Raw genomic sequence first — 24,874 nt, 5'->3', positions numbered from 1 at the left:
TCCTCCCATCCGGAACGACACCGTATTCTGCCGCCATGTCCCGCCCGGAGTCGTCCCGCATGTCCACGACGGCGGCTCTCCCGGCGGTCTGGTCCCTCGTCCTGACGGTCGCGGTGCTCGGTCCGTTCCTCGCCTCCCCCGGCTACCTGCTCTTCCGCGACGCGGTGAGCACTCCCCGATCGTTCCTCACCGACTCCGCCCTCGGTCTGTCCGATGCCGCCGCCCGCGCGGTGCCGCAGGACGCCCTGCTGGCGTGGGTGAGCACCGTCGTAGACGGTGGTGTCGCGGTCACGGCGCTGCTCGTCGCGTCGTTGTGGGCGGCGGGATGGGGTGCGGCACGGCTGGTCGCGGTGGTGCTGCCGACGAGCGGAACCGGCGCCCGGCTCGTCGCGGCAACGGTCGCGATCTGGAATCCCTATGTCGCCGAGCGGCTGCTGCAGGGGCACTGGAGTCTGCTCGCCGGGTACGCCGCGCTGCCGTGGACGATCTGTGCGGCCGTCGCGATCCGGCGACGGAGACGCGGCGGCTGGGCGTCGCTGGCGGTCTGTCTGGCCGCTGCGGGGCTGACCCCGACCGGCGCCCTGCTGGCGATCGTGACGGCCTGCGCCGTCCTCGTCGCCCCCGGTGGACGGACGCGGGTGCTGCCGCGCGTGGGCGGCGCACTCGCGCTGGGTGTCGCGGTGTCGTTGCCGTGGCTGATCGCGACGGCGCTCGCCGGTGGCGGCACCGAAGCGGACCCGGCCGGTGTGCGCGCGTTCGCTGCCCGGGCCGAACCGCTGCTCGGCACGATCGGTTCGGTGGCGGGGCTCGGCGGGATCTGGAACGCCGAAGCCGTCCCCACCTCGCGCACCACGGCATGGGCGTTGATGGGCACCCTCCTGCTGCTCGCGGTGGTGGCGTGCGGGGTGCCGGCGCTGTGGCGGCGACGCAGGAATCCCGTGATCGTCGCGGTGGTGGTGCCCGCCGTCCTCACGGTGCTCGTCATCGCCCTCGCCGCGACCGGCCCGGGACTCGCCGTCGGCGAATGGGCGATGGTGCACGTGCCCGGCGCGGGACTGCTGCGCGACACCCAGAAGTGGGTCGCGTGGGCGATGCCCGCCTACGCGCTCGCCGCGGCGGCCGGCACGACCGTCCTCGCCCGGCGCTTCGCGGCGCCCGAACCGGTGTGGGCGACGGCCGCGATCGCCGCCGTGCTGGTCGCGCTGCCCGACCTGGTGTGGGGTGTGGGCGGGCAACTGCAACCCGCGCGCTATCCGGCGGGCTGGGAGAAGGTGTCGCAGATCGTCACGGCCGACGGCGGCGACGTGGCGGTGCTGCCCGCCGGCATGTTCCGGGTCTTCGATTTCTCCGGGCCCGTGCCGGTGCTCGATCCGTCCCCGCGCATGCTGCGCGCCGACGTCCTGCAGACCGGAACCCTGATCGTCGCCGAGGGCAGTGTCGCCGGGGAGGGTCGCCGAGCGGAGGACGTCGAAACCCTGCTGTTGTCCGGCGCGGATCCGAGTGCGCTCGCCGCCCGTGGGGTGGGCTGGGTGCTCGTCGAGCACGGCACACCGGGCGAATTGGGCGCCGCGAAGAGCACGCTCGGAGCCGTCGACACCGCGAAGAGCACGCTCGGAGCCGTCGACACCGCGAAGAGCACGCTCGATGCCCTCGAACCCGCCTATCGCGACGACGATCTGAGCCTGTACCGGGTGGAGGGGGTCACCTCGACCCCGTCACCCCATCGCGCCCTGGCGATCGGGGCGCACGTGGTGTGGCTACTGGTATTGGCCGGCGGCGCTGGCTGCGCGCTCGGGCAGCGGGTCGGCGAGCATCGACGGCTCGTCGACGCGCGGGAACAGTCCTGAGACGGTGTGCCCGAAGGTCGTGACGGACAGGACCTCGTGCACGCCCTCTCCCGTGGCCTCCCATGAGAACTCGCCGGCGCGGATGCGGGCCTTGTTGCCGAGCTGACGACGACGGTCGGCGTCGGCGAGCAGATCGGCGACGGCAGCGGTCAGTTCGGCGGGTGAGTCCACGAGCAGGCCGGTCACGCCGTCGATGATCGAGTCGGTCAGTCCCTTGGAGCTGCGGTAACCGATGGTGGGCACACCGTGCTGGGCGGCCTCGACCACCGCGAGACCCCACCCCTCCTTGCGCGAGGGCATCACGTGAACCCAGGCGCGGGAGAGCAATTCGTGCTTGCGCTGTTCGTCGACGTGGCCGTGGAAGGTGACGGCGTCGCCGATGCCGAGTTCGGCGGCCGCATCGCGGAGGTTCTGCTCCCACCAGCCGCCGCCGATGACGTCGAGATGCAGGCCCGGGACGGTGCCGCGCAGAGCCGCGACCGCGGCGAGGGCGTCCTCGATCTGCTTGTGCGGCACCAGCCGCGAGAGCACGCACACGCTCGGGTGGGCCGTGCGCGTGTCGTCGCCGCCCACCGCGACGCCAGCGGGGACGGCGTCGACACCGTTGCGGACCACCGCGATCCGCTCCCGATCGACGCCGAGAGCGCGCAGCTCGTCGGCGGACGGAAGGGAGACGGTGAGGTACTGGTTGCGGCGGTGTACGCGCGGCGACAGCGACGACTCGATCCACCAGCCGAGCTTGGCCATCAGCCTGCCCGCGACCGGCCACTGCTCACGATGGCAGTGGTGCACGAGCACCGTGACGGGCGCGCCGGCGACGAGCCGGGCGAAGAACGGGATGCCGTTCTGGGTGTCGATGACGGCGTCGGGGCGGATACCGGCGAGGGGGCCGACACCGAATCTGCCCGCGAGGATCGCGGCGAGCGCGCGCGGGTAGACGGTGAGCCGTCCCCCGCCGCGGCTGACGGTGATGCCGTCGATCCGGTCGCGCTTTGCGGCTCCGGGATAGGAGGCGGTCCGCAGGACGACGCGGACGCCGCGCGCCGCGAGTTGCGCCCCGACCTGCTCGAGATACCGCTCGCTGCCACCGCCCTGCGGATGCCCGGTATCGCGCCAGCAGAGCAGCAGAACCTCCCGCACGCGGTGACCCCCCTGTATGTCGACTCGACCACCCGGCCGGGCAGATGTGACTCGGACGATGACAGGGACACAGTAGCGGGTGCCGGTCGGCGACAGGTGAGGGACGAGTGCGCGGCCCGCATTAAGGTGACTGGACGTGCCATCGACGACCCGACCCCGCACCGACGTGACCCGGCTGTTCGCCCGCCGCGCCACACTGCGCCGTTCCGTGGGGTTGCTCGGCAGCTTCCGCTTCGAGCAGACGGCACCCGAGAAGTTCTACGGCGGTCTCGCGCGCGACACCGTTGATCTCATCGGCGATCTCTACTCGGGTCTGACCGGCGCCGATCTGACGGGCACCACGGTCGTCGACGTCGGTGGCGGACCGGGCTACTTCGCCGACGCGTTCACCGAGGTGGGGTCGCGCTACGTGCCGATCGAGCCCGACCCGTCCGAGATGCACGCCGCCGGCCTGCAGGTCGGCGGTGCGATCCGCGGCTCGGGCCTGGCACTGCCGGTGCGTACCGGCTCGGTGGACGTGTGCTTCTCGTCGAACGTCGCCGAACACGTCGCGACGCCGTGGGTGATGGCCGACGAGATGCTGCGCGTCACGCGGCCCGGCGGACTGATGGTGTTGTCGTACACCTTGTGGTGGGGACCGTTCGGCGGGCACGAGACCGGTCCGTGGCACGCCTTCGGCGGCGAGTACGCGGCCCGGCGCTATGCCCGCAAGCACGGCCGGGAGCCGAAGAACCGGTACGGGGTGTCGCTGTTCGACGTGGGCGCGAGCGACGGCCTGCGCTGGGCACGTTCGACGCCCGACGGTGAACTGCTCGCGGCCTTCCCCCGCTACCACCCGAGTTGGGCGTGGTGGCTCGTGAACGTGCCCGGCGTCCGGGAGTTCCTCGTCAGCAACCTGGTACTGGTCCTGCGGCGACGCTGACCCGTCGCTTAGTGTCGTCGCCATGACCGCATTGGCCCTGGACGTCGGCGGCACCAAGCTCGCCGCGGCCGTCGCCGCCGACGACGGCACCCCGCTCGAAGCCCGATCCGTGCCGGTCCCCCGGAAGGACGTGTGGGGCGCGTGCGCGGGACTGTTGCGGGAGGTCGCGGAGATCGGCGAGGGACCGGTGACCGCCGTGGGTATCGCCGCCGCAGGACCGGTCGACACGAACGCCGGGACGATCGGTCCGATCAACATCTCCGAGTGGAGCTCCGGCTTCGCACTCGTCGACACCGTGCGTTCCCTGTTCCCCGACGCCCGTGTCGATCTGGTGATGGACGGCGCGGCCGCGACCCTCGCCGAACAACGCTTCGGTGCCGGACGCGACGTCGCCGACCTGCTCGGGGTCGTGCTCGGCACCGGGATCGGCGGCGGTCTCGTGCTCGGCGGCCGGATCGTGCGTGGCCGCACCGGAAACGCCGGCCACATCGGGCACGTCGTCTCGCCCTACGGCACGACGGTGTGCGCATGCGGAGGGGTCGGCTGCATCGAGACCGTGGCGAGCGGCCCGTCGGCGGTGCGCTGGGCCCGTGCCCACGGCTGGGAAGGCCCCGACGGTGTCGCACTGGCCGCGGACGCCGAGGCCGGGGTCGGCATCGCCGCGGCGGCACTCGAGCGGGCCGGGACGGCACTGGGCCAGGTCATCGCGTCGGCAGCAGCACTGGCGGATGTGGGACGGGTGGTCGTCGGCGGGGGCTTCGCGCAATCGGGCGGGCACCTGTGGCGGCCGATGCTCGCGTCGGCGGCCCGGCACGCCCGCCTGCGGTTCGTGCAGGACCTGCAGATCGTCCCCGCCGAACTCGGCGCACTGGGCACCCTCACCGGCGCATCGATCGTCGCCGCAGGTCACGACTGGATAACCTGACCCGGCACACCCGGCTTTCCGGCCTACCCTGAGGACCACATCGGAGTCCCGGCGGAAACCGGTGACGGGCCGCCGGGATGCTCTGCGAGCAGATCGGCGGTACCGGATGCGGATTGCTGACATTTTGCGGAACAAGGGCTCGGCGGTGCACACGGTCGGGCCCGGCACCACGGTGTGCGAGCTCATCGGCGACTTCGCACGATTCAACATCGGCGCGATGGTGGTGTGCGAGGGCAAGAGCGTCGCCGGGATCGTCACCGAACGCGACGTCGTGCGAGCCCTGCACGAACGCGGACCGTCGATCCTCGCCGCCCCGGCACACGAACTGATGTCCCGGACGGTGACGACCTGCCTGCCCACCGATTCGGTCGACAGTCTCGCCGAGACCATGACCGAACAACGGATCCGGCACCTGCCGGTCGTGGTGGACGCTCAGTTGGTCGGGATCGTCAGTATCGGCGACGTGGTCAAGAGCCGCATCGACGAACTACAGACCGAACGCGACCAGCTCGCCTCGTACATCCACGATGGTGGCTGAGAACTGATCAGTTCTCGCCGGTCGCAGCGTCGTCGGGAGCCGTGTCGCCGGTGGCACTCTCCTCTGCGGCACTGTCTTCGGTGGCGCTCGGGCGGTCGAGGATGCTCACGCTCATCCCGTAGGGCAGGAACCGCACCGAGCGTCGCGGGTCGGTGTTGCCCTTGAGCGTGCGCAGCGCGTCGAGTTCGGTGCGATGGACCTGGTCGACGCGGGCCACGCCGTCGTCGTCGGTGGTGTAGACGACCCAGACGCCGTCGCCCTTCTCACCGGTGGTCTCGGGCCGCGGCTGCGTGCGCGTCGGCGCCACCGGCGGTTCGAGGAACGAAAAGATGCGGTCCTTCAGTTCCCGCAGTTCCTCACCGGCTTCCCGCACCACGCGGTCGAGATCTTCGGGGTCGAACCCGAACGGATTGTTCTCCGCCATGACATGTCTCCTGACCGTTGGGCACCCTCCAGTGTGGTGACGGTCGCCGATTCGCGCCACCCGACTCCTCCCCCGCCCTACTGTGCAGCCGAGGGAGGAAGGAGACGTCCATGGTGAACGACACGGATCTGCAACATCTGAGGCGGTGCGTCGAACTCGCGGAGGAGGCAGTCGCGGCAGGTGACGAGCCGTTCGGGTCGGTGCTCGTCGACGCGGACGGCGAGGTCCTGGCCGAGGACCGCAACCGCGTCGCCGACGGCGACAGCACCCGGCATCCCGAGTTCGCCCTCGCGCGGTGGGCCGCCGAACATCTCGAACCGGACCGGCGCGCCACCGCCACCGTCTACACCTCCGGTGAGCACTGCCCGATGTGCGCGGCCGCGCACGGCTGGGTGGGCCTGGGGCGGATCGTCTACGCGGCGTCCTCCGAGCAACTGGTCCGGTGGCTCGGCGAGATGGGTGTGCCGCCGGCGCCGGTCCGTCCGCTGCCGATCCGCGAGGTAGTGCCCGATGCCGTCGTCGACGGGCCCGTTCCCGAGCTCGAGCAGGCGATTCGGCTCCTGCACCGTCGCTGCCACCTCGGGGAGTGAGCCTTCCCGTCCCATCCGGTCTGGTCACCCCCTGGTCAATAGTTGTAACGTGTTCTAGTGTTCGAGGTCACACGAATACGGCCGATACACGAGCACAGCCAGGTGAGGAAGCGACATGACCGACTACGACAAGTTGTTCATCGGCGGCGAGTGGGTGGCACCGTCGACCGACGAGAGACTCGAGGTGTTCTCCCCCGCTACCGAGGAGCGCGTCGGCTCCGTGCCGGTCGCGGGACCGAAGGACGTCGACGCCGCGGTCGCCGCCGCCCGGCGCGCCTTCGACGACGGGCCGTGGCCGCGCACGTCGCCGGCCGAACGCGCACAGGTGCTCGCCAAGGCCATCTCGCTCATCGAGCAGCGCAACGACGAGATCGCCGGCGTCATCGCCTCCGAGCTCGGCCAGCCGGGCCCCTCCGTCCAGATGGTGCAGATGACCCCGGCCCTGGGGACGCTGAACTACTACGCCGGACTGGCGGATTCGTTCAACTGGGTCGAGGAGCGGACCGGATCCTTCGGCCGCACCCGCGTCACCCGCGAACCGGTCGGCGTCGTCGCCGCCGTCATCGCGTGGAACGTGCCGCTGTTCCTGTGCGCCAACAAGATCGCGCCCGCCCTGCTCGCCGGATGCTCGGTGGTGCTCAAGCCCGCACCCGAGGCTCCGCTGGCCGTGAACCTCATCGCCGAGATCTTCACCGAGGCAGGCCTTCCCGAAGGTGTGCTGTCGGTGGTTCCGGGCGGCGCCGAGACCGGCGAGAACCTCGTGTCCCATCCCGACATCGACAAGATCACCTTCACCGGCTCGACCGCGGTGGGCAAGCACATCGGTGAGATCGCGGCGCGCAACCTCAAGCGCTGCTCGCTCGAACTCGGTGGCAAGTCGGCGGCCATCGTCCTCGAGGACGCCGACCTCGACTCCACCATCGCCATGCTCGTGATGTCGGGTCTGATCAACACCGGTCAGGCGTGCGTCGGCCAGACGCGCATCCTGGCTCCGCGCTCCCGCTACGACGAGGTCGTCGAGAAGGTCGCCGGCGCAACCGCATTCTTCCCCGTGGGCCCTCCCGGCGACGAGGCCGCGCAGATCGGTCCGCTGATCTCCGCCAAGCAGCGCGACCGCGTCGAGGGCTACATCGCCAAGGGCAAGGAGGAGGGTGCCCGCGTCGTGATCGGCGGCGGCCGTCCGGCGCACCTCGACAAGGGTTACTTCGTCGAGCCGACGATCTTCGCCGACGTCGACAACTCGATGACGATCGCCCGCGAGGAGATCTTCGGTCCCGTGCTGTGCGTGCTGCCCTACGACAGCGTCGACGAGGCCGTGAAGATCGCCAACGACTCCGACTACGGCCTCGCCGGTTCGGTGTACACCACCGACATCGAGAAGGGTCTCGAGATCGCGTCGCGCGTGCGCACCGGAACGTACGGAATCAACTGGTACGCATTCGATCCCGGTTCGCCGTTCGGCGGGTTCAAGAACTCGGGCATCGGACGTGAGAACGGACCCGAAGGGCTCGAGGCGTTCTGCGAACTGAAGTCCGTGCTCTACCCGCCCGGCTACGAGGGCTGATCCCGCAAAAAAGGGGAGGATATGTGCGTTCTCGTCGGAGAACTCGCACATATCCTCCCCTTTTCGTGTTTCGGGAGGACGCGACCTCAGATGTACATCGCGGGATCGATGTACGTCGTCGGATCCACGAGCGGTTCGTGCTTCTTGCGGGACCGGACGGTCGCGGGGATACCAGTGGCGATCGAATCCGCCGGCACGTCGTGGGTGACCACGGCGTTGGCGCCGATCGCGCTGTCGTCCCCGATCACCACCGGGCCGAGGACCTTCGCCCCCGCCCCGACGGTGACCCGGTTGCCCAGCGTCGGATGACGCTTCTCCTTCGCCAGCGATCGGCCGCCGAGCGTCACGCCGTGGTAGAGCATCACGTCGTCACCGATCTCGGCCGTTTCACCGATGACCACGCCCATGCCGTGGTCGATGAAGAAGCGCCGGCCGATGGTCGCGCCGGGGTGGATCTCGATGCCGGTGAGGAACCGGGTGAACTGCGCGAGGATCCGCGCAGGTCCCTTCAGGGCGGGCACCTGCCACATCCGGTGCGCGATGCGGTGCGACCAGATCGCGTGCAGCCCCGAATAGACGATGGCGTTCTCCGCGTCGCTGCGCGCGGCCGGATCGTGGCCGCGCGCCGACTGCAGATCCTCCCGGAGAGTGTGCAGGATACCCACGACGGCGATCAGTCCCGGATGTGCTCGAACAGCGGCGTGGAGATGTAGCGCTCGCCGAAGTCGGGAACGACGACGACGATCAGCTTGCCGGCGTTCTCCGGACGCTTCGCGATCTCGAGGGCGGCCCACACGTTGGCGCCGGCCGAGATGCCGCCGAGGATACCCTCGTCGGTTCCCAGGCGACGGGCGACCTCGATGGCGTCGTCGAACTTCACGTCGACGATCTCGTCGTAGATCTCGCGGTCGAGGACCTCGGGCACGAAGTTCGCGCCGATGCCCTGGATCTTGTGCGGGCCGGGCTCACCGCCGGTGAGGATCGGCGAGTCGGCAGGCTCGACACCGACGATCTTCACGTCGGGCTTGCGGGCCTTGAGGGTGCGGCCGACACCGGTGAGCGTGCCACCCGTGCCGATGCCCGCGACGAAGATGTCGACGGCACCGTCGGTGTCGTTCCAGACCTCTTCACCCGTGGTGCGCTCGTGGATCTCCGGGTTGGCCGGGTTTCCGAACTGGCGGGCCAGGATGGCGTTCTCGGTGTTCGCGACGATCTCCTCGGCCTTCGCGACGGCACCCTTCATGCCCTCGGAGCCTGGGGTGAGGACGATCTCGGCACCGTAGGCGCGGAGCATCACGCGACGCTCGGTCGACATCGTCTCGGGCATCGTGAGGATGACCTTGTAGCCGCGCGCAGCGCCGACCATGGCGAGCGCGATACCGGTGTTGCCGGAGGTGCCCTCGACGATGGTGCCGCCGGGCTTCAGCTCACCGGACTTCTCGGCGGCGTCGATGATCGCGACACCGATGCGGTCCTTGACGCTGTTGGCCGGGTTGTAGAACTCGAGCTTCGCGGCGACGGTGGCGCCGGCCCCCTCGGTCAGACGGTTGAGCTTGACGATCGGGGTCCGCCCGACCAGCTCGGTGACGTTGTCGTAGATCCTGCTCATGCTCGATCCTCCTCATGGCCACACACGGCGGCTCGGGTCGCGGTCTCGGTCTATTGCACCATTTCGCCATCATCGGACGACTCGGCGGGCCCATCGATGTACGAACGTATCCGTACGCCGTCGTTATTCCCCGGCGAGTCGGCGTGTCTTCGCTCGGATCGGCCTCGACGGGTTCGTGCCCGGCGAGATTTCGGACCGGCTCGACCGGGTTTGCCCGGCCACCGAGCACGGGTAGCCGACCATATGAGTCATCACGATCTTCCCGTCCCCGATTACGACGAACTGGCGCCGGGCACGCTCGCGCCGAGGATCCGCGCACTCGACGAAGCACAGTTGACGGTCCTCATCGAGCACGAGCAGAAGAACCAGAACCGGCCGAACTATCTCGAAGTGCTCACCGCCCGGCGCGACGAACTCGCCTCCGGCGCGGAACCCACCGGTGGCGATCCGACGAACGCCCCACCGGTCGACCACACGTCGAGCGGTTCACCGGTCGATCCGTCGCACTCCCCGGACGATCACACCCCGCTACGGCACGGTGTCGCCGAACAGACGCCGAAACGCGGAAAACCCTGACTCCACCGAACACCGAGTACCGGACACCGGCCCGAGCATCCGAACAAGGAGACCACCGTGGTCGACTTCGACAGAGTCGTGCAGAACGCAAGCCGAGTCGTGGAGAACGCGAACAGGGCGATCGACGACGCCGGTCGCTCGGTGGGCGGATTCGTCCGGCGCGCCGTCGACCGGCCCGTCGACGCTCGGAAACCGCAGACGGTGACCGTCGCGGCTCCACGGGCGCAGGTCATGCAGTTCTGGCGGGATCCCGAGAATCTGAGCAGAGTCTTCGGCGACCGCGTCCGGGTGGAGACGGTCGAAGCGAACCGGCTGCGCTGGACCTGGGAGGGCCCCGGCGGGACGACCTGGGACACCCGCGTCGACGTCACCTCGGAAGGACTCGCCTTCGTCGGCGAGGACGACGCGGACACCCCGGGCCCGCGCGTGGTCCTCGCGGTGTCCGACGCACCCCGGGGCGGCACCGCGATGACCCTGCGTGCCGAGGTTCCCGTCCCCGATCTCGTCACCGGCGCCCTGACCTTCACCGCGCTCTACCGCGCGCGAGCCCTCATGCAGACCGGTGAGATCCCCACCCTGCAGGGCAGTCCGAGTGCCCGTGAATCGGAAGGAGACGCGTGATGCGAGCCCTGTGCTGGATGGGCGTGAACGAGTTGTCGGTGGAGACGGTCGACGATCCCGGCCTGGTCAATCCGCACGACGTGATCGTGCGGGTCCGCCTCACCACGACCTGTGGGTCCGATCTGCACTTCCTCGGCGGGTATCTGCCGGGGATGCGGGAGGGCGACGTGATCGGCCACGAGTTCATGGGCGAGATCGTCGACACCGGCCCGGAGGTGACCACCGTGCGGGTCGGCGACCGGGTGGTCGTGCCGTCGTTCATCGGATGCGGGAAGTGCCCGTACTGCGCCGACGGCCTGCACGCGGTGTGCGACACCACCAACCCGAACGCCGCGATGCAGCAACCGGTGCTGGGCTATCCCACCGGCGGAATCTACGGCTACACCCACCCGTTCGGCGGGTACCAGGGTTCGCACGCCGAGTACATCCGCGTGCCCTTCGGCGACGTCAACTGCTTCCAGATCCCCGAGGGTGTCGGCGACGAACAGGCCCTGTTCCTGTCGGACGCGGTACCGACGGGTTACATGGGCGCCGACTTCTGCGACATCACCCCGGGCGACACCGTGGCGGTCTGGGGCGCCGGCGCCGTCGGTCTCATGGCCGCGGCAAGCGCGAGGATCATGGGCGCCGACAGGGTGATCGTGATCGACCGTTTCCGCGACCGCCTCGACCGCGCCGCGAAGAAGGTCGGCGCCGAAACCGTGAACTACACCGAGGTCGACAGCGTCTACGAGACGCTCCGCGAGAGCACCGGCGGACGCGGACCGGACGCCTGTATCGACGCCGTGGGCATGGAGGGTCACGGAACCGGCGTCATGCAGGCCTACGACAAGGTCAAGCAGGCGCTGCGGATGGAGAGCGACCGCGCGACCTCCCTGCGCGAGGCGATCCTGTCCTGCGGCAAGGGCGGAGTCGTGTCGGTGCTCGGCATCTACGGTGTCACCGACAAGTTCCCGATGGCGCTGCTCACGAACAAGAGCCTGACCCTGCGGACGGCGCAGCAACACGGCCAGCGGTACATGCCCACCCTGTTCGAACACGTCCTCGAGAGCCGCCTGGATCCGAGTTGGCTCATGACGCACGACCTTCCGCTCACCGACGCGGTGCGCGGATACGAGATGTTCAAGAACAAGGAGGACGACTGCCTGCGCGCGGTCTTCCGCCCCTAGATCTTCACCGGTCGGATTTCTTCAATACGAGCGCACGGTCGGCGTCCGACACTGGCGCCATGACGAATTCGGTGAACCCCATTCCCGAGGGATACACCTCCCTCACCCCCTTCCTCGTCGTGGACGGCGCCTCCCGCGCGATCGACTTCTACTGCGACGCGTTCGGAGCGACCGTCGTCGACCGGATGGACGGCCCCGACGGGGCGGTGATGCACGCAGAGCTCGATTTCGGCAACGGCCGACTGCAATTGAGCGATCCCCATCCCGGCATCGGCCTGCACGCGCCGAGCGGAACGAACGACGTCGACCATTCGTACGTGCTGTACTGCGCGGACGCCGACGCGGTGTTCGCGCGGGCCGTCGCCCTCGGTGCCCGCGTGTTCGAGGAACCGTCGACCTTCGTCACCGGCGACCGGTTCGCGTCGATCCTCGATCCGTTCGGTCATCGGTGGGCCGTGATGACGCGGGTCGAGAACGTGCCCGCTGAGGAAGCGAAGCGACGACTCGACGAGTGGGCGGCAACGCAGAACGCGTGACGGTCAGGGCGTCACGGGCGCGGCGGCCCCGACGAAGGCCACCATCTCGTAACCGCCGGGGTTGGTCTGGATCGGGATCTCCTTCCAGTTGTTGGCCACCCACACGTTCCCGGCCTGGTCGATCGTGATGCCGGTGTTGCGGACGAGACCGTCGAATCCGTAGCCGGTGACGTCCGGGGAGATCGGTGCGCCCGTGGTGGTTCCGGGGCGGCAGTCCACTGCCCTGCTGCCGCAGAACTGGGAGACGGCCCGGCCGGCGAAGTTCGCGACCCAGATGTTGTCGTTGCCGTCGACGACCACACCCCACGGCACCCGGAGGCCGCCGCCGGTGATGGGGAACGGCGTGAGATTCCCGTCGATCATCGTGAGGCTGCCCTCGAGAGTGGGGGTCAGCGCGGGATCCGGGCAGGGGATGCCGATGACCCGCGAGTTCGCGACCCACGCGGTTCCCGCGGAATCGACGGCCACCCCGAGGGGTTTCTCGAGGCCGGCCCCACCGATGGCCGGGACGATCGGGGTGCCGGAGGCATCGAGCACGGCGACGGTGTCGCTGCCGTTGCCGGTGACGAACACCCGGCCGTCGGCGCCCTCGGCGAGGGCGAAGGGTTTCGTCACGCCGAGGTCGGTGAGGTTGCGTGCGGCGGCCGGGTTTCCGCCCGGATAGATCGTGACGCTGTCGTTGCCGCAGTTGGCCGTCCAGATGTCGCCGTTGCTGTGGGAGATCAGGCCCTGCGGCCAGTCGATCTCTCCCTGCGTGAACCCGGTGTCGGGTGAGATCGGCTGCCCGTCCGCCGTGAACACCGACAGGCTGTTGTGCGGTGGTTGCCGGTCGTCCGGGCAGCCGGGGGCGGGAGCCGCGAATCCGAAGTTGGCCACCCACACGTTGCCGTCGCGGTCGATGTCGATACCGAACCCTGCCCCGCTCAGTCCGCCACCGGTGTACGGCGATCCGGGGTAGAACTCGCCCGTGGGGGTGAGCCTGATGAGGTTGTCCGCGCCGCACACCGGAGTGTCGGTGCCGGGCGCGTATTCGTAATTGTTGGTCACCCAGATGTTGCCGTCGCGATCGACGGTCATGTTGCCGGGGCCGTCCATCGACACACCGTCGCCGACGAAGCGCAGCGCCAACGTCCATGCACTCGGGGGGAGGGCACGGTCGGGAACGATCGGGGACGGACCTGCCTTCGACACCGCGAACAACTCGACGACGTTCTGCCAGGGATGACGGGCGGTGTTCACCATGGCCTGCCAGGTGTCGGAAGCCGGTGCCCCACCGGGCGTCCCGGCGAGCCGCACCAGTTGGTCGCACACCTGCTGCAGGGCAATGCAGTTGGCGACCATGTCGGCGAGGGAACCGAAGGTGCCCAGCGCTTCGGTATCGGGGCCGTTCGGGGAAGTTCCGAGTACCGGAGCGATGTCGCCCGTGACGGGATCGACGAGATTGTGCGCCATACGTGCCGCGTTCTGCAGACCGGGCGACGGTCCGGCGACCCTACCGCCCTCGGTGAACTGCGCCAGCGCGTAAGCCGCTGCCACCGTGGTCTTCTCGTCGAGAACGACGTCCGCCGGCGAATTCCCCACGCCCAGCACGCCGCTCAGCACCGCCGGAGAGCCCGGTTTCCCGGCCACCGCATAGATCACCGACGACGCCGGCTGCGGTGTGTACCCGATCGCGAAGTCACCCGCCGGTCCCGACGTCGCGCGCCCCAGCAGGGCCGGACCGTCGGCCGACGTCGCGAACAGCGATATCTCGTAGCCGGGCAACGGAACCGCGGACGTGAGGACACGTCCGCGGAGTTGCTCTTCGTTCTGTGCGGTGGCGGGTGCCGCCAGGAGCGCCCAGGCCAGCGCCGTCGCTCCCACCAGTGCCGCACACTTCCGACCGATACGACTCGAACCACGCACGAGACGACCCTCTCGCCGACGGAAAGTAGTTGCAGTGCATCGTCGAACTACGTCACCGGTCAGCGTGGCACAACCGAGATGTCCGCTGTGGACGATTTCCCGGATTTCACCCCCGTATCCCCGCGGACGGCGTATCCCACAGACGGCGAATGCCGCCCCCGGCCGGAACCGGGAGCGGCATTCGTCGTGCTGTACGGACTCAGCCCAGACGCTGCTTGAGGGCCTCGAACTCGTCGCGGATGCCCGAGGGCACCTTCTCACCGAGGAACTCGAACCACTCGGCGATGCCGTCGATCTCGGCCTTCCACTCCTCGACGTCGACCTTGAGGGCCTCGTCGACGTCGGCGGTATCGACATCGAGACCGTCGAGGGTCAGATCGTTCGCAGTGGGCACGTAGCCGATCGGCGTGGACTGCGCGCCGGCCTTGTGCTCGATGCGGTCGACGATCCACTTGAGCACGCGCGAGTTCTCGCCGAAGCCGGGCCACAGGAAGCGGCCGTCGTCGCCGCGACGGAACCAGTTGACGTAGAAGATCTTCGGCAGCTTGTCCTCGTCGGCGTTCTTGCCGAGCGTGATCCAGTGGTTCAGGTAGTCGCCGGCGTTGTAACCGAGGAAGGGCAGCATGGCCATCGGGTCGCGACGGACGCTACCGACCTTGCCCTCCGCCGCGGCGGTCTGCTCGGACGACAGGGTCGCGCCGAGGAAGGTGCCGTGCTGCCAGTCGAAGGACTCGCTGACGAGGGGCACCGTCGTCTTGCGGCGGCCACCGAACAGGATCGCGGAGATCGGCACACCCTGCGGGTCGTCCCACTCGGGGGCGAGGATCGGGCACTGCGACATCGGGGTGCAGTAACGCGAGTTCGGGTGCGCGGCGTTGGTGCCGGACTCGGGGGTCCAGTCGTTGCCCAGCCAGTCGGTGAGGTGCGCCGGGGTCTCGCCGCCGATGCCCTCCCACCAGATGTCGCCGTCGTCGGTCTTCGCGACGTTGGTGTAGATGGTGTTGCCGGCCTCGATGGTCGCCATCGCGTTCGGGTTCGAGTCGGCGCTGGTGCCCGGCGCGACACCGAAGAAACCGAACTCGGGGTTGACGGCGTAGAGGCGGCCGTCCTTGCCGAAGCGCATCCACGCGATGTCGTCACCGAGGGTCTCGGCACGCCAGCCCGGGATGGTCGGCTGGATCATCGCGAGGTTGGTCTTGCCACAGGCCGACGGGAACGCCGCGGCGATGTAGTAGGCCTTGTCCTCGGGCGAGATCAGCTTGAGGATCAGCATGTGCTCGGCCAGCCAACCCTCGTCGTGGGCCATGGCCGACGCGATGCGCAGCGAGTAGCACTTCTTGCCGAGCAGGGCGTTGCCGCCGTAGCCGGAGCCGAAGCTCCAGATCTCACGGGTCTCGGGGAAGTGGGTGATGTACTTCGTGTCGTTGCACGGCCACGGGACATCCTGCTGACCGGCCTCGAGCGGCGCACCCACGGAGTGCAGCGCCTTGACGAACGGACGGTCGGTGCCGAGCTTCTCGAGCGCCGCGCTGCCCATGCGGGTCATGATGCGCATCGAGACGACGACGTACTCCGAGTCGGTCAGCTCGACGCCGAGCTTCGGGTCCTCGGCACCGAGCGGGCCCATGCAGAAGGGCACGACGAAGAGGGTGCGTCCGCGCATGCTGCCGCGGTACAGCTCGGTCATCGTGGCGCGCATCTCGTCGGGGTCGACCCAGTTGTTGGTCGGGCCCGCGTCGATCTCGTTCTTCGAGCAGATGAAGGTGCGCGACTCGACGCGTGCGACGTCCGACGGATCGGAATTGGCCAGGAACGAGTTCGGCTTCTTCTCGTCGTTCAGACGCGTGAAGGTGCCGGCCTCGACCAGCTGAGAGGTCAGACGGTCCCATTCCTCATCGGATCCGTCGGCCCATACGACACGATCGGGCTGGGTGAGCTCGGCAATCTCCTGGACCCAGGCAAGCAACTCGGCATGCTGGGTCGGGAGCTTGTCGTCGGTACCGTTCAAACCGGGAATGGTCGCTGAGGTCATCAAAACTCTCCTGGGGTGTGCCCGGAACCGGGATCCCACCTTCGACCTGCACGTTCTTCTGTGCGGACGATGGCAGACCCGGGCTTGCCCCTCTCGGCAGGGGTACCACCTACTTCGTCCGTGGCCGAACAGGCGAAGTAGGCGCCGGATGTCCTTTTCATAGAGGTTAACGTCGGAATGCAGACCGGCGTCACTCGGGGCCGGTCGGAAATCTCACAGAAACGATTCAGAACTTGCGCACAATACCGTCCCCTCCCCCTGCTGCGCAGCCGGATATGAATCACTTCGACTCTTCTCCGTGGTGTACGTCGTATTCAAGGCTACCTGTGTCCAGTCGGCTCCACCGACCCGATCCGTCGAGCTCGCGACAGTATTCCCACACGCCGTAACAGCCGTCGTCCGCGATCACCGACAGGCGGTCGCTGCTGCCGTCGAGATCGGTGTCGGTGGCCACCACCAGGCCGTCGCCCCAGTCGCCACCGACCCCCCAGCGCTCGGTATCGGCGACGACCGTCTCGGCAGCGCCGTCACCGTCGAGGTCCGTGGTCGGGGCGAGCGCGTCGGCCCAGGCGGCCACCTCGGCCGGATCGAACCCGGACGGATCGAACGGATCGGTGAACGGCTGGGGTGCGCCACCCGAGCCGGCGAATTCGGCCATCGTCTCCCCTTTCCGACCCGGCACCCGCCGGATCGCTCCTATCCGGTTGGACGCACCCCGGCACCCTGCGGTTCCGGGATGTGTCCGAGTGCCGCCAGGTCGCGTTCGCACGCGGCGATGCGGGCACGCCGCTCGCCACGGCGACGGGTGATCTCCACGTCGATCGCGGCGACGCGCTCACGCACGCGGGTCGCGTGCCGGTCGCGCGCGGCGACCGCGAGCGCGGTGGACTGCAGTTCCGTCTCGTGGATGCGGGTGCGGATCCAGGTGTCGAGTTCCGCCCGTACGGTCGCGAGCTCGTCGGCGATCCACCGCCGCATCCGGTCGCGGTAGGCGATGCGCCTGCGGATCCGCATCAGCCATCCGGCCGCCGGGACCGCGCACGCGATCGCGACCACCAGCGACATCCAGCCCGGCAGGTCCCCGAACGGGGTGAGGAGCAGTCTGCCGAGACCGGCACCTGCCGACGCACCGAAGACCACCGTCAGCGTGTCCTCCATCGACCGCGCGGTCTGCGGTGGGCGGGCCGTGCGCGTGGGTTCCGGCGCCGGCGTGCCCGGTGCGATCCTGGCCGTCTCGTCGGTGAGCCGCGCGCACAGGTCGTCGACGTGGGCGTCGATCGTCGTGACCACCGCATCCGCGTCCGCGGTCTCGAGCACCTCGCCCGCAGCGGTGGACGCCGCCCGCACGCGCATCGCGACCTCCTGCAACAGCGTCACCTGCAGCCGGCGCAGGTCGGGACCGGAGGTCGCGGGTGGTGCTGCGGCGATGAGGCGGGAGCGCTCCGCACGCAGGTCGCCTTCCTCGTCCTCCGCGCTCAGGCGCCCGATCTCCTCCTCGATCATCGGCCGGGTGGCGGCGACGACCGCTGCTCGTGCTCGTCGCGGGTCGTGCGACGACCGGACCGTCGCGGCCAGGACGTCCCGCAGTTCGACGAGTCCGGACGCGGTGAACAGGGTCTGCCGGACCGCCTCGCTCGCGTCGTCTTCGAGTTCGCGTGCCCGCCGCGCGGCTGCCGCGCTCACGGGCAGGATCACGACCCGCGGCAACCAGGACGCGTGCCGCTGCAGGATCTCGACGTCGGCGTCGCGCACCGCACGCCAGTCGGGGAAGCGGTCGATGCCCGTCAACGCACAGACGACCTCGATCGACTCGGCTGCCGCCGCGCGCACGAGGTCCAGTTCGGTGCGGCCGATCGTCGCCGACGGGTCGAGCACCACGAGAGTGACGGCGCGGCCCTCGTCCGTGATGTCCGGCCCGCCCAGATGTCGTAGCTCCGCTGCCAGCGTGCCGGCGCCGGAACCGGGCACTCCGACGACCCGCACGCCGGTCGCGGCCGGCCCGTGCAGTCCCATCCATCCGCGCGGGTTCCATCGGCGCAGGACGTCGTCGGCCGGATCCACGAGTCCGCTCGGCGGTGTCACTGCGGTCCTGCGGCGACGGACTCCATCGGGCCCAGCCCGATCAGGTCGAGGGTCTGTTCGACGAGTTCGCGCGCCTGCGGTGCAGCCGGGACACCCGCCACGACCCGGGCGAGCTCCTCGTCGCGTAGGCGGCGGACCTCGGCCGCACGCGCGGCGAGCGGTTCCGCGAGCCGCGCGTCGTCGCGGACGGCGACCACCTGATCCGGCGGCACCTCCGCCGCACGCGCGACGAGAGCGCACTCGGTGTCATCCGTCCCGCCCGTCACCACGAGGACGAGGCGGCGAGGATCGACGGCCGCCAGCGCGGCGCGGTCGGCCGGATGGGCGACGGCCGGGTCGAGACGACGCGGCACGACGTAAACGACGAGGTCACCGTCGAGGACCGGGTCGGGACCGTCCGGCGTGTCCACTGCCACTCCGGCCACGGCCGCGTCTACTTCCCCACCCTCGATATCGACCCTGCGGAGCAGCAGTTCGCGTACCTGCGCCTCGACGCACTCCCGGCCGGTTCCGGGCCGCCCCACGACCTGCACCCGCAGCGCGGCCGCATGCTCGGCCAGCGCCCTGCGAATCAACCGCCCTGCCTGCGCATCCAGTTGTTCGACCTGCGCGGCGAGGTGGTGCCACAACTCCCCCGTCATGATCCCCCGATCGTCGGCGGAGATTGTCGCAGAGAGACCGCTGACAGGCAGCCGAACGAATGCTTCCCTGAGAAAACACTGTGGCCACTCAGGTCACTCCCGCCACACACTCTCGGAATACGCGACAATGGACGGGTGAACGAAGCCGATCAGCACACCACCGAGACGCTCGACGAGCGCCCGACCCGCGGGAACCGCCTGTACCCCAGGGTGACGAGTTTCCGGTCCCGCCGTGGATCGCTGACCGACCCTCAGCAGCAGTGCTGGGACCGTCGTTGGCCCGAACTCGGTAAGGAGGTCGGCGACGAACCGCTCGACGTCGACGCATGGTTCGGCCGCTCCGCGCCCCTCGTCCTCGAGATCGGATCCGGAACGGGAACCGCCGCGGTTGCCATGGCCCAGGCCGAGCCCGAGGTGAACCTCATCGCCGTGGAGGTCTACAAGCCCGGCATCGCCCAGACACTGCAGAACATCGAACGCAGCTACGACACCGACGCGCCGATCCGGAACCTGCGGATCCTGCGCGGCGACGCCGTCGAGGTGCTCGAGAAGATGCTCACCACCGAGTCGCTCACCGGCGTGCGGGTCTTCTTCCCGGATCCGTGGCCCAAGGCCCGCCACCACAAGCGCCGGCTCTTGCAGGCCCCGACGTTCGCCCTGATCGCCGACCGGTTGAAGCCTGGTGGAGTGCTGCACGTGGCCACCGACCACGCCGATTACGCCGAGGCCATCGCCGAGGTGGGCGATGCCGAACCACGCCTCGCCCGCTTCACCGGCACCTCCCCGATCAGCCTCGAACGCCCGGTCACCAAGTTCGAGGACAAGGCACACCAGGTGGGTAGCGCGATCAACGAGTTCGTCTGGGGGAAGATCGGAGCATGAGTGTCCATGAAGAGCTTCCCGGCGTGACCGATTCCTCCGCGATCGACGGCGTCGAGCCGGTCCGTAAGGTCCTGCTCGTCTGGGACGCACCCAACCTCGACATGGGCCTCGGCGCGATCCTCGGCGGCCGTCCCACCGCCGCCTACCGTCCGCGTTTCGACGCTCTCGGCCGATGGCTGCTCGGGCGCACTGCCGAACTGTCGCGTCTGCACTCCGCGACCCTCGAACCCGAGGCCACGGTGTTCACCAACATCGCCCCCGGCAGCGCGGACGTCGTCCGCCCCTGGGTCGAGGCCCTGCGTAATGTGGGCTTCGCGGTGTTCGCCAAGCCGAAGATCGACGAGGACAGCGATGTCGACTCCGACATGCTGAACCACATCGAGCTGAGGCACCGGGAGGGTCTCGCCGGTGTCATGGTGGCCTCCGCCGACGGGCAGGCGTTCCGTGAGCCCCTCGAGAGGCTCGCTCAGGAGGGCATCGCGACCCAGGTGCTCGGTTTCCGCGAGCACGCCAGCTGGGCGGTGACCTCCGAGATCATCGAGTTCCTCGATCTCGAGGACATTCCCGGTGTGTTCCGCGAACCGCTGCCCCGCGTCAGCCTGGAATCGCTGCCCGACGAGGGTGCCTGGCTGCAGCCGTTCCGACCGCTTTCTGCTCTCCTGGTGGGGCGCAAGAGCGTCGCCGAATAGGAGACTTACGTGTTCGACCGTTGGGGAGAGCTCGTCTACCGCGCGCGCTTCACCGTCATTGCGGTGATGGTCGCGGGGTTGCTCGCGCTCGCCGGGTACGGGCTGAGCCTGAACGATCACCTCAGCCAGAGCGGCTGGGACGATCCCGGTTCGGAGTCCGTCGCCGCCGCCAAGCTCGCCGACGGCACCTTCGGCCGCGACACCGCGGGCGACGTGCTGGTGCTGTACACGGCGCCCGAGGGCAGCACGGTCGACGATCCCGCGTTCTCCGCGAAGATCACCGACAGCCTGAACTCGCTGGTCGCGGAGCACCCCGACGAAATCCTCAAGATCAACGGTGCGTACTGGCCCACGGACAACGCACCGTCGCTGCCGACGCTGGCCGACCCGTCGCGCCAGCACGCGATCGCGTCGATCGCCATCGCCGGCGAGGACGACACGGAGCTGACCGGCAACTTCCGCGAGGTCAAGGACGCCTTCTACATCGACGGCGTCGACGTGCAGCTCGCCGGTCTGCAGCCGATCTCCGGCGCGCTGAACGACACGATGGCCAACGACATCAAGCGCATGGAGATCCTCGCGATCCCCGCCGTCGGCATCCTGCTGTTCTTCGTCTTCGGCGGTGTCGTCGCGGCCGCTCTCCCGCTGATCACCGGTGGTCTCACGATCATCGCGGCGAACGGCATCGTCCGGTTGATCACCAACTTCACCGAGGTCAACTCGTTCGTCGCACCGGTCGTCTCACTGATCGGTCTCGGCCTGGCGATCGACTACGGCCTGTTCATGGTGTCGCGTTTCCGTGAGGAACTCGCCGAGGGCTACGACACCCCGGCGGCGGTGCGACGCACCGTCATCACCGCAGGTCGCACGGTGGTGTTCTCGGCGACGATGGTCGTCACCAGCCTCGGTGGCCTCGTGCTCTTCCCACAGGGCTTCCTCAAGTCGGTCGCCTACGGCGCGATCTCGGCGGTTTCGCTGGCCGCTCTGCTGTCGATCACGATCCTGCCCGCCATCCTGAGCATCCTCGGCCGGCGCATCGACAAGTTCGGCATGAAACGCTTCGGGCAGATCCAGTCGAACGAGCAGGTCGAGAACAGTTTCCTCGGCCGCCTCTGCCGCTGGGTGATGGTCAACCCGATGAAGGTGACCATCCCGACGGTCATCGGTCTGCTGCTGCTCATCATGCCGCTGACCGGCATCAAGTTCGGCGGCATCAACGAGACCTACCTGCCGCCCGAGCACCCCACGCGCGTCGCGCAGGAGACCTTCGACGAACTGTTCCCCGGCCAGCGCGCCGAGCCGGTCAAGCTCGTCGTCCGCGGCGCCGAGGGCGGCGATCTCAACAAGATCATCACGACGGCCAGCGAGGCTCCCGGCCTCGTCGAGAAGTTCCAGATCACCGGCCCCGCGAAGGACGGCGTCCGCGTGCTCAAGGCCGGTCTGACCGACCGCAACGAGTCCGCCGACACCATCGAGTACCTGCACGCGGCCGAATGGCCCGAAGGTGTCGAAGTGCTCGTCGGCGGCACCCCGGCGATCGAGCAGGACTCCATCGCTGCCCTGCTCGAGACCCTGCCGCTGATGGTCGTGGTCGTCGTGCTGTTGACGACGTTGCTGATGTTCCTGGCGTTCGGCTCGCTCGTGCTGCCGGTCAAGGCCGTGTTGATGAGCGCCCTGGGCCTGGGTTCGACGCTGGGCATCCTCACCTGGATCTTCATCGACGGCAACGGCGCCGATCTGCTCAACTTCACCCCGGGGCCGATCATGTCGCCGGTGCTCGTGCTGATCATCGCGATCGTGTACGGCCTGTCGACCGACTACGAGGTGTTCCTGCTCTCCAGAATGGTCGAGGCGAGATCGATGGGGGCGAGCACCACCGAGTCGATCCGTATCGGTACCGCCCACACCGGTCGCATCATCACCGCGGCCGCCCTGATCCTCATCGTCGTCACCGGTGCCTTCGGGTTCTCGGAGCTGGTGATGATGAAGTACATCGCGTTCGGCATGATCGCCGCGCTGATCATCGACGCGACCGTCATCCGCATGTTCCTCGTGCCCGCCGTGATGAAGCTGCTCGGCGACGACTGCTGGTGGGCCCCGGCGTGGATGAAGCGGGTCCAGGAGAAGATCGGCCTGGGCGAGCCGATCCTCGCCGACGAACTGATGCCCGAGGACGTTCCCGAGCTCATCACCGTCGGCATGTTCGGTCCGGCGACGGTCGCGGCCACCGGCGCGCACCGCTTCCCGGCAGGTGCCTTCGAGGGCGGCTCCGACCTCACACAGCCGTTGCCCAAGATCGCTCCGCCGAGGCCTGCCGCCGAACAGCGCAAGCTCCGCGATCTCACGCCGCCGCCGGTGCGACGGCAGGCCCCGGGCCGTCCTTCGGTCCGTCCGGCCGCGCCCGCATCCGGTCGTCCTCCTGCTGCTCCGCGGAACGGCGAACGGGTGCCGCCCGCAGCCGGGCGTCCGATGCCGGCGAGCCGTCCGGTGCAGCCCGGTACGGGTCCGGGGCGTCCGTCGCGTCCGGTCCCGGAGCCGCGTCGTCGCCCGGAGGATCGGCCACCGGTGGACGAGCGCAACGGCTCGGCTCTTCCGGGGCGCGGTGTCCCGGAGAAGGGTGTCCCGGAGAAGCCCGAACGTCGTGCCCCCGAGATGCCGCAGCGCGAGGTCACGCAGCGCGGTGCGCTCGATTCGACGCAGCGCGGTGCGCTCGATCAGACACAGCGCGGTGCGCTCGACCCGACACAGCGCGGTGCGTCCGACCCGTCGTCGCCGTCGTCGGTGCCTCCGCTCCCCCGCCGTCAGCGCGGGGAGGTTCCGCCGCCGTTGCCGCAGTCCTTCGTCCGGCCGCCCGCTGCCCCGGGCGATGCGGAGGCTCTGCCCGGTGCCCAGGCTCCGCGGCCGAGCGAGCCCGGCACCGGTCGTGGACGGGATCCGCAGGCGATCGAGAACTGGTTGTCCCAGTTGCGCCGCACGTCGCCCGGCGGGGAGTCTTCGGCCCAGCGGTCGAGGCCCACTTCCGGCGCACCGCGCCCCTCGGCCGCCGGAACGCAGCGACCCTCGGCGCCAGAGCCCCAGCGACCTTCGGCACCGGACTCGCAGCGTCCCCCGACATCGGAGGCACCGCGACCTCCGGCGCAGGGACCTGCCCGGCCGCCCGTGCCGGGTACTCAGCAGCCGCCCACGCAGGGCATGCTGCCGCCGACACAGGGCATGCAGCCGCCGCCACAGAACGGTCCCCGTGCGCCTCTACCCTCCCGGTCCCGTGGTCCGGAGCAGCCGTCCCGCCCGGCCGGCGAGCGGCCGGAAGCGCGGGCGAACGAATCGCAGCCGGAGCAGAACGACGCGGAGTCGCGGAGGCGTGGACGCCACGGTCCCGACAGCGGTCGTTCGATCAGCGTCAGCGAGCTGATCGCCCGGCAGCGTCGCGACTGATCTCCGAACGAACTCGAGGCGACCCGCAGAGCGGGTCGCCTCGGGTGTTTCCGGGTCAGCTGCCGTTGAAGAACTTCCGCAGCCGCGTGGACAGCGGATGGGTGACGTTGAAGCTCCCGCCGCGGACCTTGCCCGTCACCACGACGTGCAGCGGCCCGTACGGCGCTCCGCCGCGCACCTTCGACGACACGCTCGACGCGACGTTCTCGACGCCGTTGACGTCGGCCGTGGCCTCGGCGGGGAGCACGATGTTGATCGAGCTGAGGTAGTCGCTCACGTCGATCCGCACGACCTGCGTCTGCATCACCGCCTCGGTGAAGTCGAGGGTCACGGAGGACGCGACGGTGTCGAGGACGATGGTGGGCGGCACGTGCCAGCGACCCTTGCGTTCGATGCCGGAGACACGGCCCTTGATCACGAGAGGAGCGCCCTGGCCGGTCGCGGGGAATGCAGCCGCACTCGGCGCTGGGTAGCCGGCCGCACTCGGCGCGGGATAGTGCGCCTGCGACATACCCGGCAGATTCTGTTCCTGGAACTCGGGCCGGATCTGGATACCGGGTAGGTCGACGAGCACCTGGTTCAGGTCGCCTCGGGTCTTGGCCGCGAGGACGGTGTCCATCCGTTCGGTGAACTCCCCGAGCGAGAGCATTCCCTGCCCGACCGCCCGCTGCAGAAGTTCGCCGACGTGCTCGCGTTCGGCGTCCGACACCCGCAGATCCTTCGGTTCCATGCCCCCGAGCTTAACGG

General features: G+C 69.3%; 23 protein-coding genes. 13 read left to right on the top strand and 10 right to left on the bottom strand.

Going from position 1 to position 24,874, the window contains the following annotated elements; translation table 11 throughout:
* Nucleotides 1-35 precede the first annotated feature (35 nt).
* A complete protein-coding gene (locus ACNJ7K_RS25275; protein ID WP_487042399.1) occupies nucleotides 36-1,847 on the top strand; it encodes an MmpA family trehalose lipid delivery protein in 1,812 nt (603 codons plus the stop codon).
* Here the strand turns inward: ACNJ7K_RS25275 and ACNJ7K_RS25270 are convergent.
* The gene (locus ACNJ7K_RS25270) at nucleotides 1,758-2,987 is read right to left on the bottom strand and encodes a glycosyltransferase family 4 protein (RefSeq protein ID WP_487042398.1); all 1,230 of its coding nucleotides are present in this window, start codon (nucleotides 2,985-2,987) and stop codon (nucleotides 1,758-1,760) included. The genes ACNJ7K_RS25275 and ACNJ7K_RS25270 overlap by 90 nt on opposite strands.
* Nucleotides 2,988-3,153: 166 nt before the next feature.
* Between ACNJ7K_RS25270 and ACNJ7K_RS25265 the strand changes: the two genes are divergently transcribed.
* The 3 genes from ACNJ7K_RS25265 (at nucleotide 3,154) to ACNJ7K_RS25255 (ending at nucleotide 5,372) form a co-directional block, all read left to right on the top strand.
* Nucleotides 3,154-3,909 carry a class I SAM-dependent methyltransferase gene (locus ACNJ7K_RS25265; RefSeq protein WP_120283687.1) on the top strand — a complete coding sequence of 252 codons (756 nt, stop codon included), beginning with the start codon at nucleotides 3,154-3,156 and terminating at the stop codon, nucleotides 3,907-3,909.
* A 22-nt stretch (nucleotides 3,910-3,931) separates the two neighbouring features.
* The gene (locus ACNJ7K_RS25260; protein ID WP_487042397.1) at nucleotides 3,932-4,834 is read left to right on the top strand and encodes an ROK family protein; all 903 of its coding nucleotides are present in this window, start codon (nucleotides 3,932-3,934) and stop codon (nucleotides 4,832-4,834) included.
* Nucleotides 4,835-4,940: 106 nt separating this feature from the next.
* Nucleotides 4,941-5,372 (top strand): CBS domain-containing protein, encoded by a 432-nt coding sequence (locus ACNJ7K_RS25255; protein WP_174246985.1) that lies wholly within the window; start codon nucleotides 4,941-4,943, stop codon nucleotides 5,370-5,372.
* A gap of 7 nt (nucleotides 5,373-5,379) precedes the next feature.
* Here the strand turns inward: ACNJ7K_RS25255 and ACNJ7K_RS25250 are convergent, their stop codons facing one another.
* A complete protein-coding gene (locus ACNJ7K_RS25250) occupies nucleotides 5,380-5,796 on the bottom strand; it encodes a hypothetical protein (RefSeq protein ID WP_230790623.1) in 417 nt (138 codons plus the stop codon).
* Between the two features lie 110 nt (nucleotides 5,797-5,906).
* Here ACNJ7K_RS25250 and ACNJ7K_RS25245 point away from each other — a divergent pair, with 110 nt between their 5' ends.
* Both ACNJ7K_RS25245 and ACNJ7K_RS25240 read left to right on the top strand, forming a co-directional pair.
* Nucleotides 5,907-6,386 carry a nucleoside deaminase gene (locus tag ACNJ7K_RS25245; RefSeq protein ID WP_487042396.1) on the top strand — a complete coding sequence of 160 codons (480 nt, stop codon included), beginning with the start codon at nucleotides 5,907-5,909 and terminating at the stop codon, nucleotides 6,384-6,386.
* Between the two features lie 115 nt (nucleotides 6,387-6,501).
* Complete coding sequence (locus ACNJ7K_RS25240) at nucleotides 6,502-7,950, top strand: aldehyde dehydrogenase (RefSeq protein ID WP_059383777.1); 1,449 nt, start codon at nucleotides 6,502-6,504, stop codon at nucleotides 7,948-7,950.
* Nucleotides 7,951-8,036: 86 nt separating this feature from the next.
* Here ACNJ7K_RS25240 and epsC read toward each other — a convergent pair whose 3' ends face one another.
* Complete coding sequence (epsC, locus tag ACNJ7K_RS25235; protein ID WP_006552687.1) at nucleotides 8,037-8,615, bottom strand: serine O-acetyltransferase EpsC; 579 nt, start codon at nucleotides 8,613-8,615, stop codon at nucleotides 8,037-8,039.
* A gap of 8 nt (nucleotides 8,616-8,623) precedes the next feature.
* Nucleotides 8,624-9,559, bottom strand: coding sequence for a cysteine synthase A (gene cysK, locus ACNJ7K_RS25230; RefSeq protein ID WP_016694541.1), 936 nt, complete (start codon nucleotides 9,557-9,559; stop codon nucleotides 8,624-8,626).
* Nucleotides 9,560-9,802: 243 nt separating this feature from the next.
* On the opposite strand from cysK, the gene ACNJ7K_RS25225 reads away from it, so the two are divergent.
* The 4 genes from ACNJ7K_RS25225 to ACNJ7K_RS25210 are packed head-to-tail and all read left to right on the top strand — an operon-like array spanning nucleotide 9,803 to nucleotide 12,461.
* Nucleotides 9,803-10,135, top strand: coding sequence for a DUF8129 domain-containing protein (locus ACNJ7K_RS25225; RefSeq protein ID WP_120280381.1), 333 nt, complete (start codon nucleotides 9,803-9,805; stop codon nucleotides 10,133-10,135).
* A gap of 57 nt (nucleotides 10,136-10,192) precedes the next feature.
* Nucleotides 10,193-10,756 (top strand): SRPBCC family protein, encoded by a 564-nt coding sequence (locus ACNJ7K_RS25220; RefSeq protein WP_120280382.1) that lies wholly within the window; start codon nucleotides 10,193-10,195, stop codon nucleotides 10,754-10,756.
* On the top strand, nucleotides 10,756-11,925 hold the full coding sequence (locus ACNJ7K_RS25215; RefSeq protein WP_487042575.1) for a zinc-dependent alcohol dehydrogenase: 1,170 nt from the start codon (nucleotides 10,756-10,758) through the stop codon (nucleotides 11,923-11,925). Before ACNJ7K_RS25220 ends, ACNJ7K_RS25215 begins: the two co-directional genes overlap by 1 nt.
* Before the next feature lie 59 nt (nucleotides 11,926-11,984).
* The gene (locus ACNJ7K_RS25210) at nucleotides 11,985-12,461 is read left to right on the top strand and encodes a VOC family protein (protein WP_159417500.1); all 477 of its coding nucleotides are present in this window, start codon (nucleotides 11,985-11,987) and stop codon (nucleotides 12,459-12,461) included.
* Between the two features lie 3 nt (nucleotides 12,462-12,464).
* On the opposite strand, the gene ACNJ7K_RS25205 is transcribed toward ACNJ7K_RS25210, so the two are convergent.
* From ACNJ7K_RS25205 to ACNJ7K_RS25185, 5 genes are all read right to left on the bottom strand, one after another.
* Nucleotides 12,465-14,366, bottom strand: a complete 1,902-nt coding sequence (locus ACNJ7K_RS25205) for an NHL repeat-containing protein (protein ID WP_230790617.1) — start codon at nucleotides 14,364-14,366, stop codon at nucleotides 12,465-12,467.
* 199 nt (nucleotides 14,367-14,565) lie between these two features.
* A complete protein-coding gene (locus tag ACNJ7K_RS25200) occupies nucleotides 14,566-16,398 on the bottom strand; it encodes a phosphoenolpyruvate carboxykinase (GTP) (protein WP_230790615.1) in 1,833 nt (610 codons plus the stop codon).
* A 280-nt stretch (nucleotides 16,399-16,678) separates the two neighbouring features.
* Complete coding sequence (locus ACNJ7K_RS25195) at nucleotides 16,679-17,056, bottom strand: DUF6802 family protein (RefSeq protein ID WP_487042395.1); 378 nt, start codon at nucleotides 17,054-17,056, stop codon at nucleotides 16,679-16,681.
* Between the two features lie 38 nt (nucleotides 17,057-17,094).
* Entirely contained in the window at nucleotides 17,095-18,480 is a 1,386-nt protein-coding gene (locus tag ACNJ7K_RS25190; RefSeq protein ID WP_230790614.1) for a hypothetical protein, read from the bottom strand.
* A complete protein-coding gene (locus ACNJ7K_RS25185) occupies nucleotides 18,477-19,121 on the bottom strand; it encodes a hypothetical protein (RefSeq protein ID WP_487042394.1) in 645 nt (214 codons plus the stop codon). Before ACNJ7K_RS25185 ends, ACNJ7K_RS25190 begins: the two co-directional genes overlap by 4 nt.
* A gap of 135 nt (nucleotides 19,122-19,256) precedes the next feature.
* On the opposite strand from ACNJ7K_RS25185, the gene trmB reads away from it, so the two are divergent.
* Genes trmB through ACNJ7K_RS25170 form a run of 3 tightly spaced genes read left to right on the top strand, consistent with a single transcriptional unit; the run spans nucleotide 19,257 to nucleotide 24,127 of the window.
* The gene (trmB, locus tag ACNJ7K_RS25180) at nucleotides 19,257-20,003 is read left to right on the top strand and encodes a tRNA (guanosine(46)-N7)-methyltransferase TrmB (protein ID WP_159417495.1); all 747 of its coding nucleotides are present in this window, start codon (nucleotides 19,257-19,259) and stop codon (nucleotides 20,001-20,003) included.
* Entirely contained in the window at nucleotides 20,000-20,692 is a 693-nt protein-coding gene (locus ACNJ7K_RS25175; RefSeq protein ID WP_026061641.1) for an NYN domain-containing protein, read from the top strand. Before trmB ends, ACNJ7K_RS25175 begins: the two co-directional genes overlap by 4 nt.
* Before the next feature lie 9 nt (nucleotides 20,693-20,701).
* Nucleotides 20,702-24,127 (top strand): MMPL family transporter, encoded by a 3,426-nt coding sequence (locus tag ACNJ7K_RS25170; protein ID WP_487042393.1) that lies wholly within the window; start codon nucleotides 20,702-20,704, stop codon nucleotides 24,125-24,127.
* Between the two features lie 55 nt (nucleotides 24,128-24,182).
* Here ACNJ7K_RS25170 and ACNJ7K_RS25165 read toward each other — a convergent pair whose 3' ends face one another.
* Nucleotides 24,183-24,857, bottom strand: coding sequence for a DUF1707 SHOCT-like domain-containing protein (locus ACNJ7K_RS25165; RefSeq protein ID WP_060650327.1), 675 nt, complete (start codon nucleotides 24,855-24,857; stop codon nucleotides 24,183-24,185).
* Nucleotides 24,858-24,874: the final 17 nt, after the last annotated feature.

This window comes from Rhodococcus shunpengi, assembly GCF_048381395.1.
Classification (GTDB): domain Bacteria; phylum Actinomycetota; class Actinomycetes; order Mycobacteriales; family Mycobacteriaceae; genus Rhodococcus.
Note: the sequence above shows the minus strand (reverse complement) of the source record. Positions and strands in the feature narration are given on the sequence as shown.

Excerpts from the sequence above, each read along its gene's own strand:
- ACNJ7K_RS25275 (WP_487042399.1), top strand. The coding sequence starts at position 36 with ATGTCCCGCCCGGAGTCGTCCCGCATGTCCACGACGGCGGCTCTCCCG.
- ACNJ7K_RS25260 (WP_487042397.1), top strand. The coding sequence starts at position 3,932 with ATGACCGCATTGGCCCTGGACGTCGGCGGCACCAAGCTCGCCGCGGCC.
- ACNJ7K_RS25255 (WP_174246985.1), top strand. The coding sequence starts at position 4,941 with ATGCGGATTGCTGACATTTTGCGGAACAAGGGCTCGGCGGTGCACACG.
- ACNJ7K_RS25250 (WP_230790623.1), bottom strand. The coding sequence starts at position 5,796 with ATGGCGGAGAACAATCCGTTCGGGTTCGACCCCGAAGATCTCGACCGC.
- ACNJ7K_RS25245 (WP_487042396.1), top strand. The coding sequence starts at position 5,907 with ATGGTGAACGACACGGATCTGCAACATCTGAGGCGGTGCGTCGAACTC.
- ACNJ7K_RS25240 (WP_059383777.1), top strand. The coding sequence starts at position 6,502 with ATGACCGACTACGACAAGTTGTTCATCGGCGGCGAGTGGGTGGCACCG.
- cysK (WP_016694541.1), bottom strand. The coding sequence starts at position 9,559 with ATGAGCAGGATCTACGACAACGTCACCGAGCTGGTCGGGCGGACCCCG.
- ACNJ7K_RS25225 (WP_120280381.1), top strand. The coding sequence starts at position 9,803 with ATGAGTCATCACGATCTTCCCGTCCCCGATTACGACGAACTGGCGCCG.
- ACNJ7K_RS25215 (WP_487042575.1), top strand. The coding sequence starts at position 10,756 with ATGCGAGCCCTGTGCTGGATGGGCGTGAACGAGTTGTCGGTGGAGACG.
- ACNJ7K_RS25210 (WP_159417500.1), top strand. The coding sequence starts at position 11,985 with ATGACGAATTCGGTGAACCCCATTCCCGAGGGATACACCTCCCTCACC.
- ACNJ7K_RS25200 (WP_230790615.1), bottom strand. The coding sequence starts at position 16,398 with ATGACCTCAGCGACCATTCCCGGTTTGAACGGTACCGACGACAAGCTC.
- ACNJ7K_RS25195 (WP_487042395.1), bottom strand. The coding sequence starts at position 17,056 with ATGGCCGAATTCGCCGGCTCGGGTGGCGCACCCCAGCCGTTCACCGAT.
- ACNJ7K_RS25185 (WP_487042394.1), bottom strand. The coding sequence starts at position 19,121 with ATGACGGGGGAGTTGTGGCACCACCTCGCCGCGCAGGTCGAACAACTG.
- ACNJ7K_RS25175 (WP_026061641.1), top strand. The coding sequence starts at position 20,000 with ATGAGTGTCCATGAAGAGCTTCCCGGCGTGACCGATTCCTCCGCGATC.
- ACNJ7K_RS25165 (WP_060650327.1), bottom strand. The coding sequence starts at position 24,857 with ATGGAACCGAAGGATCTGCGGGTGTCGGACGCCGAACGCGAGCACGTC.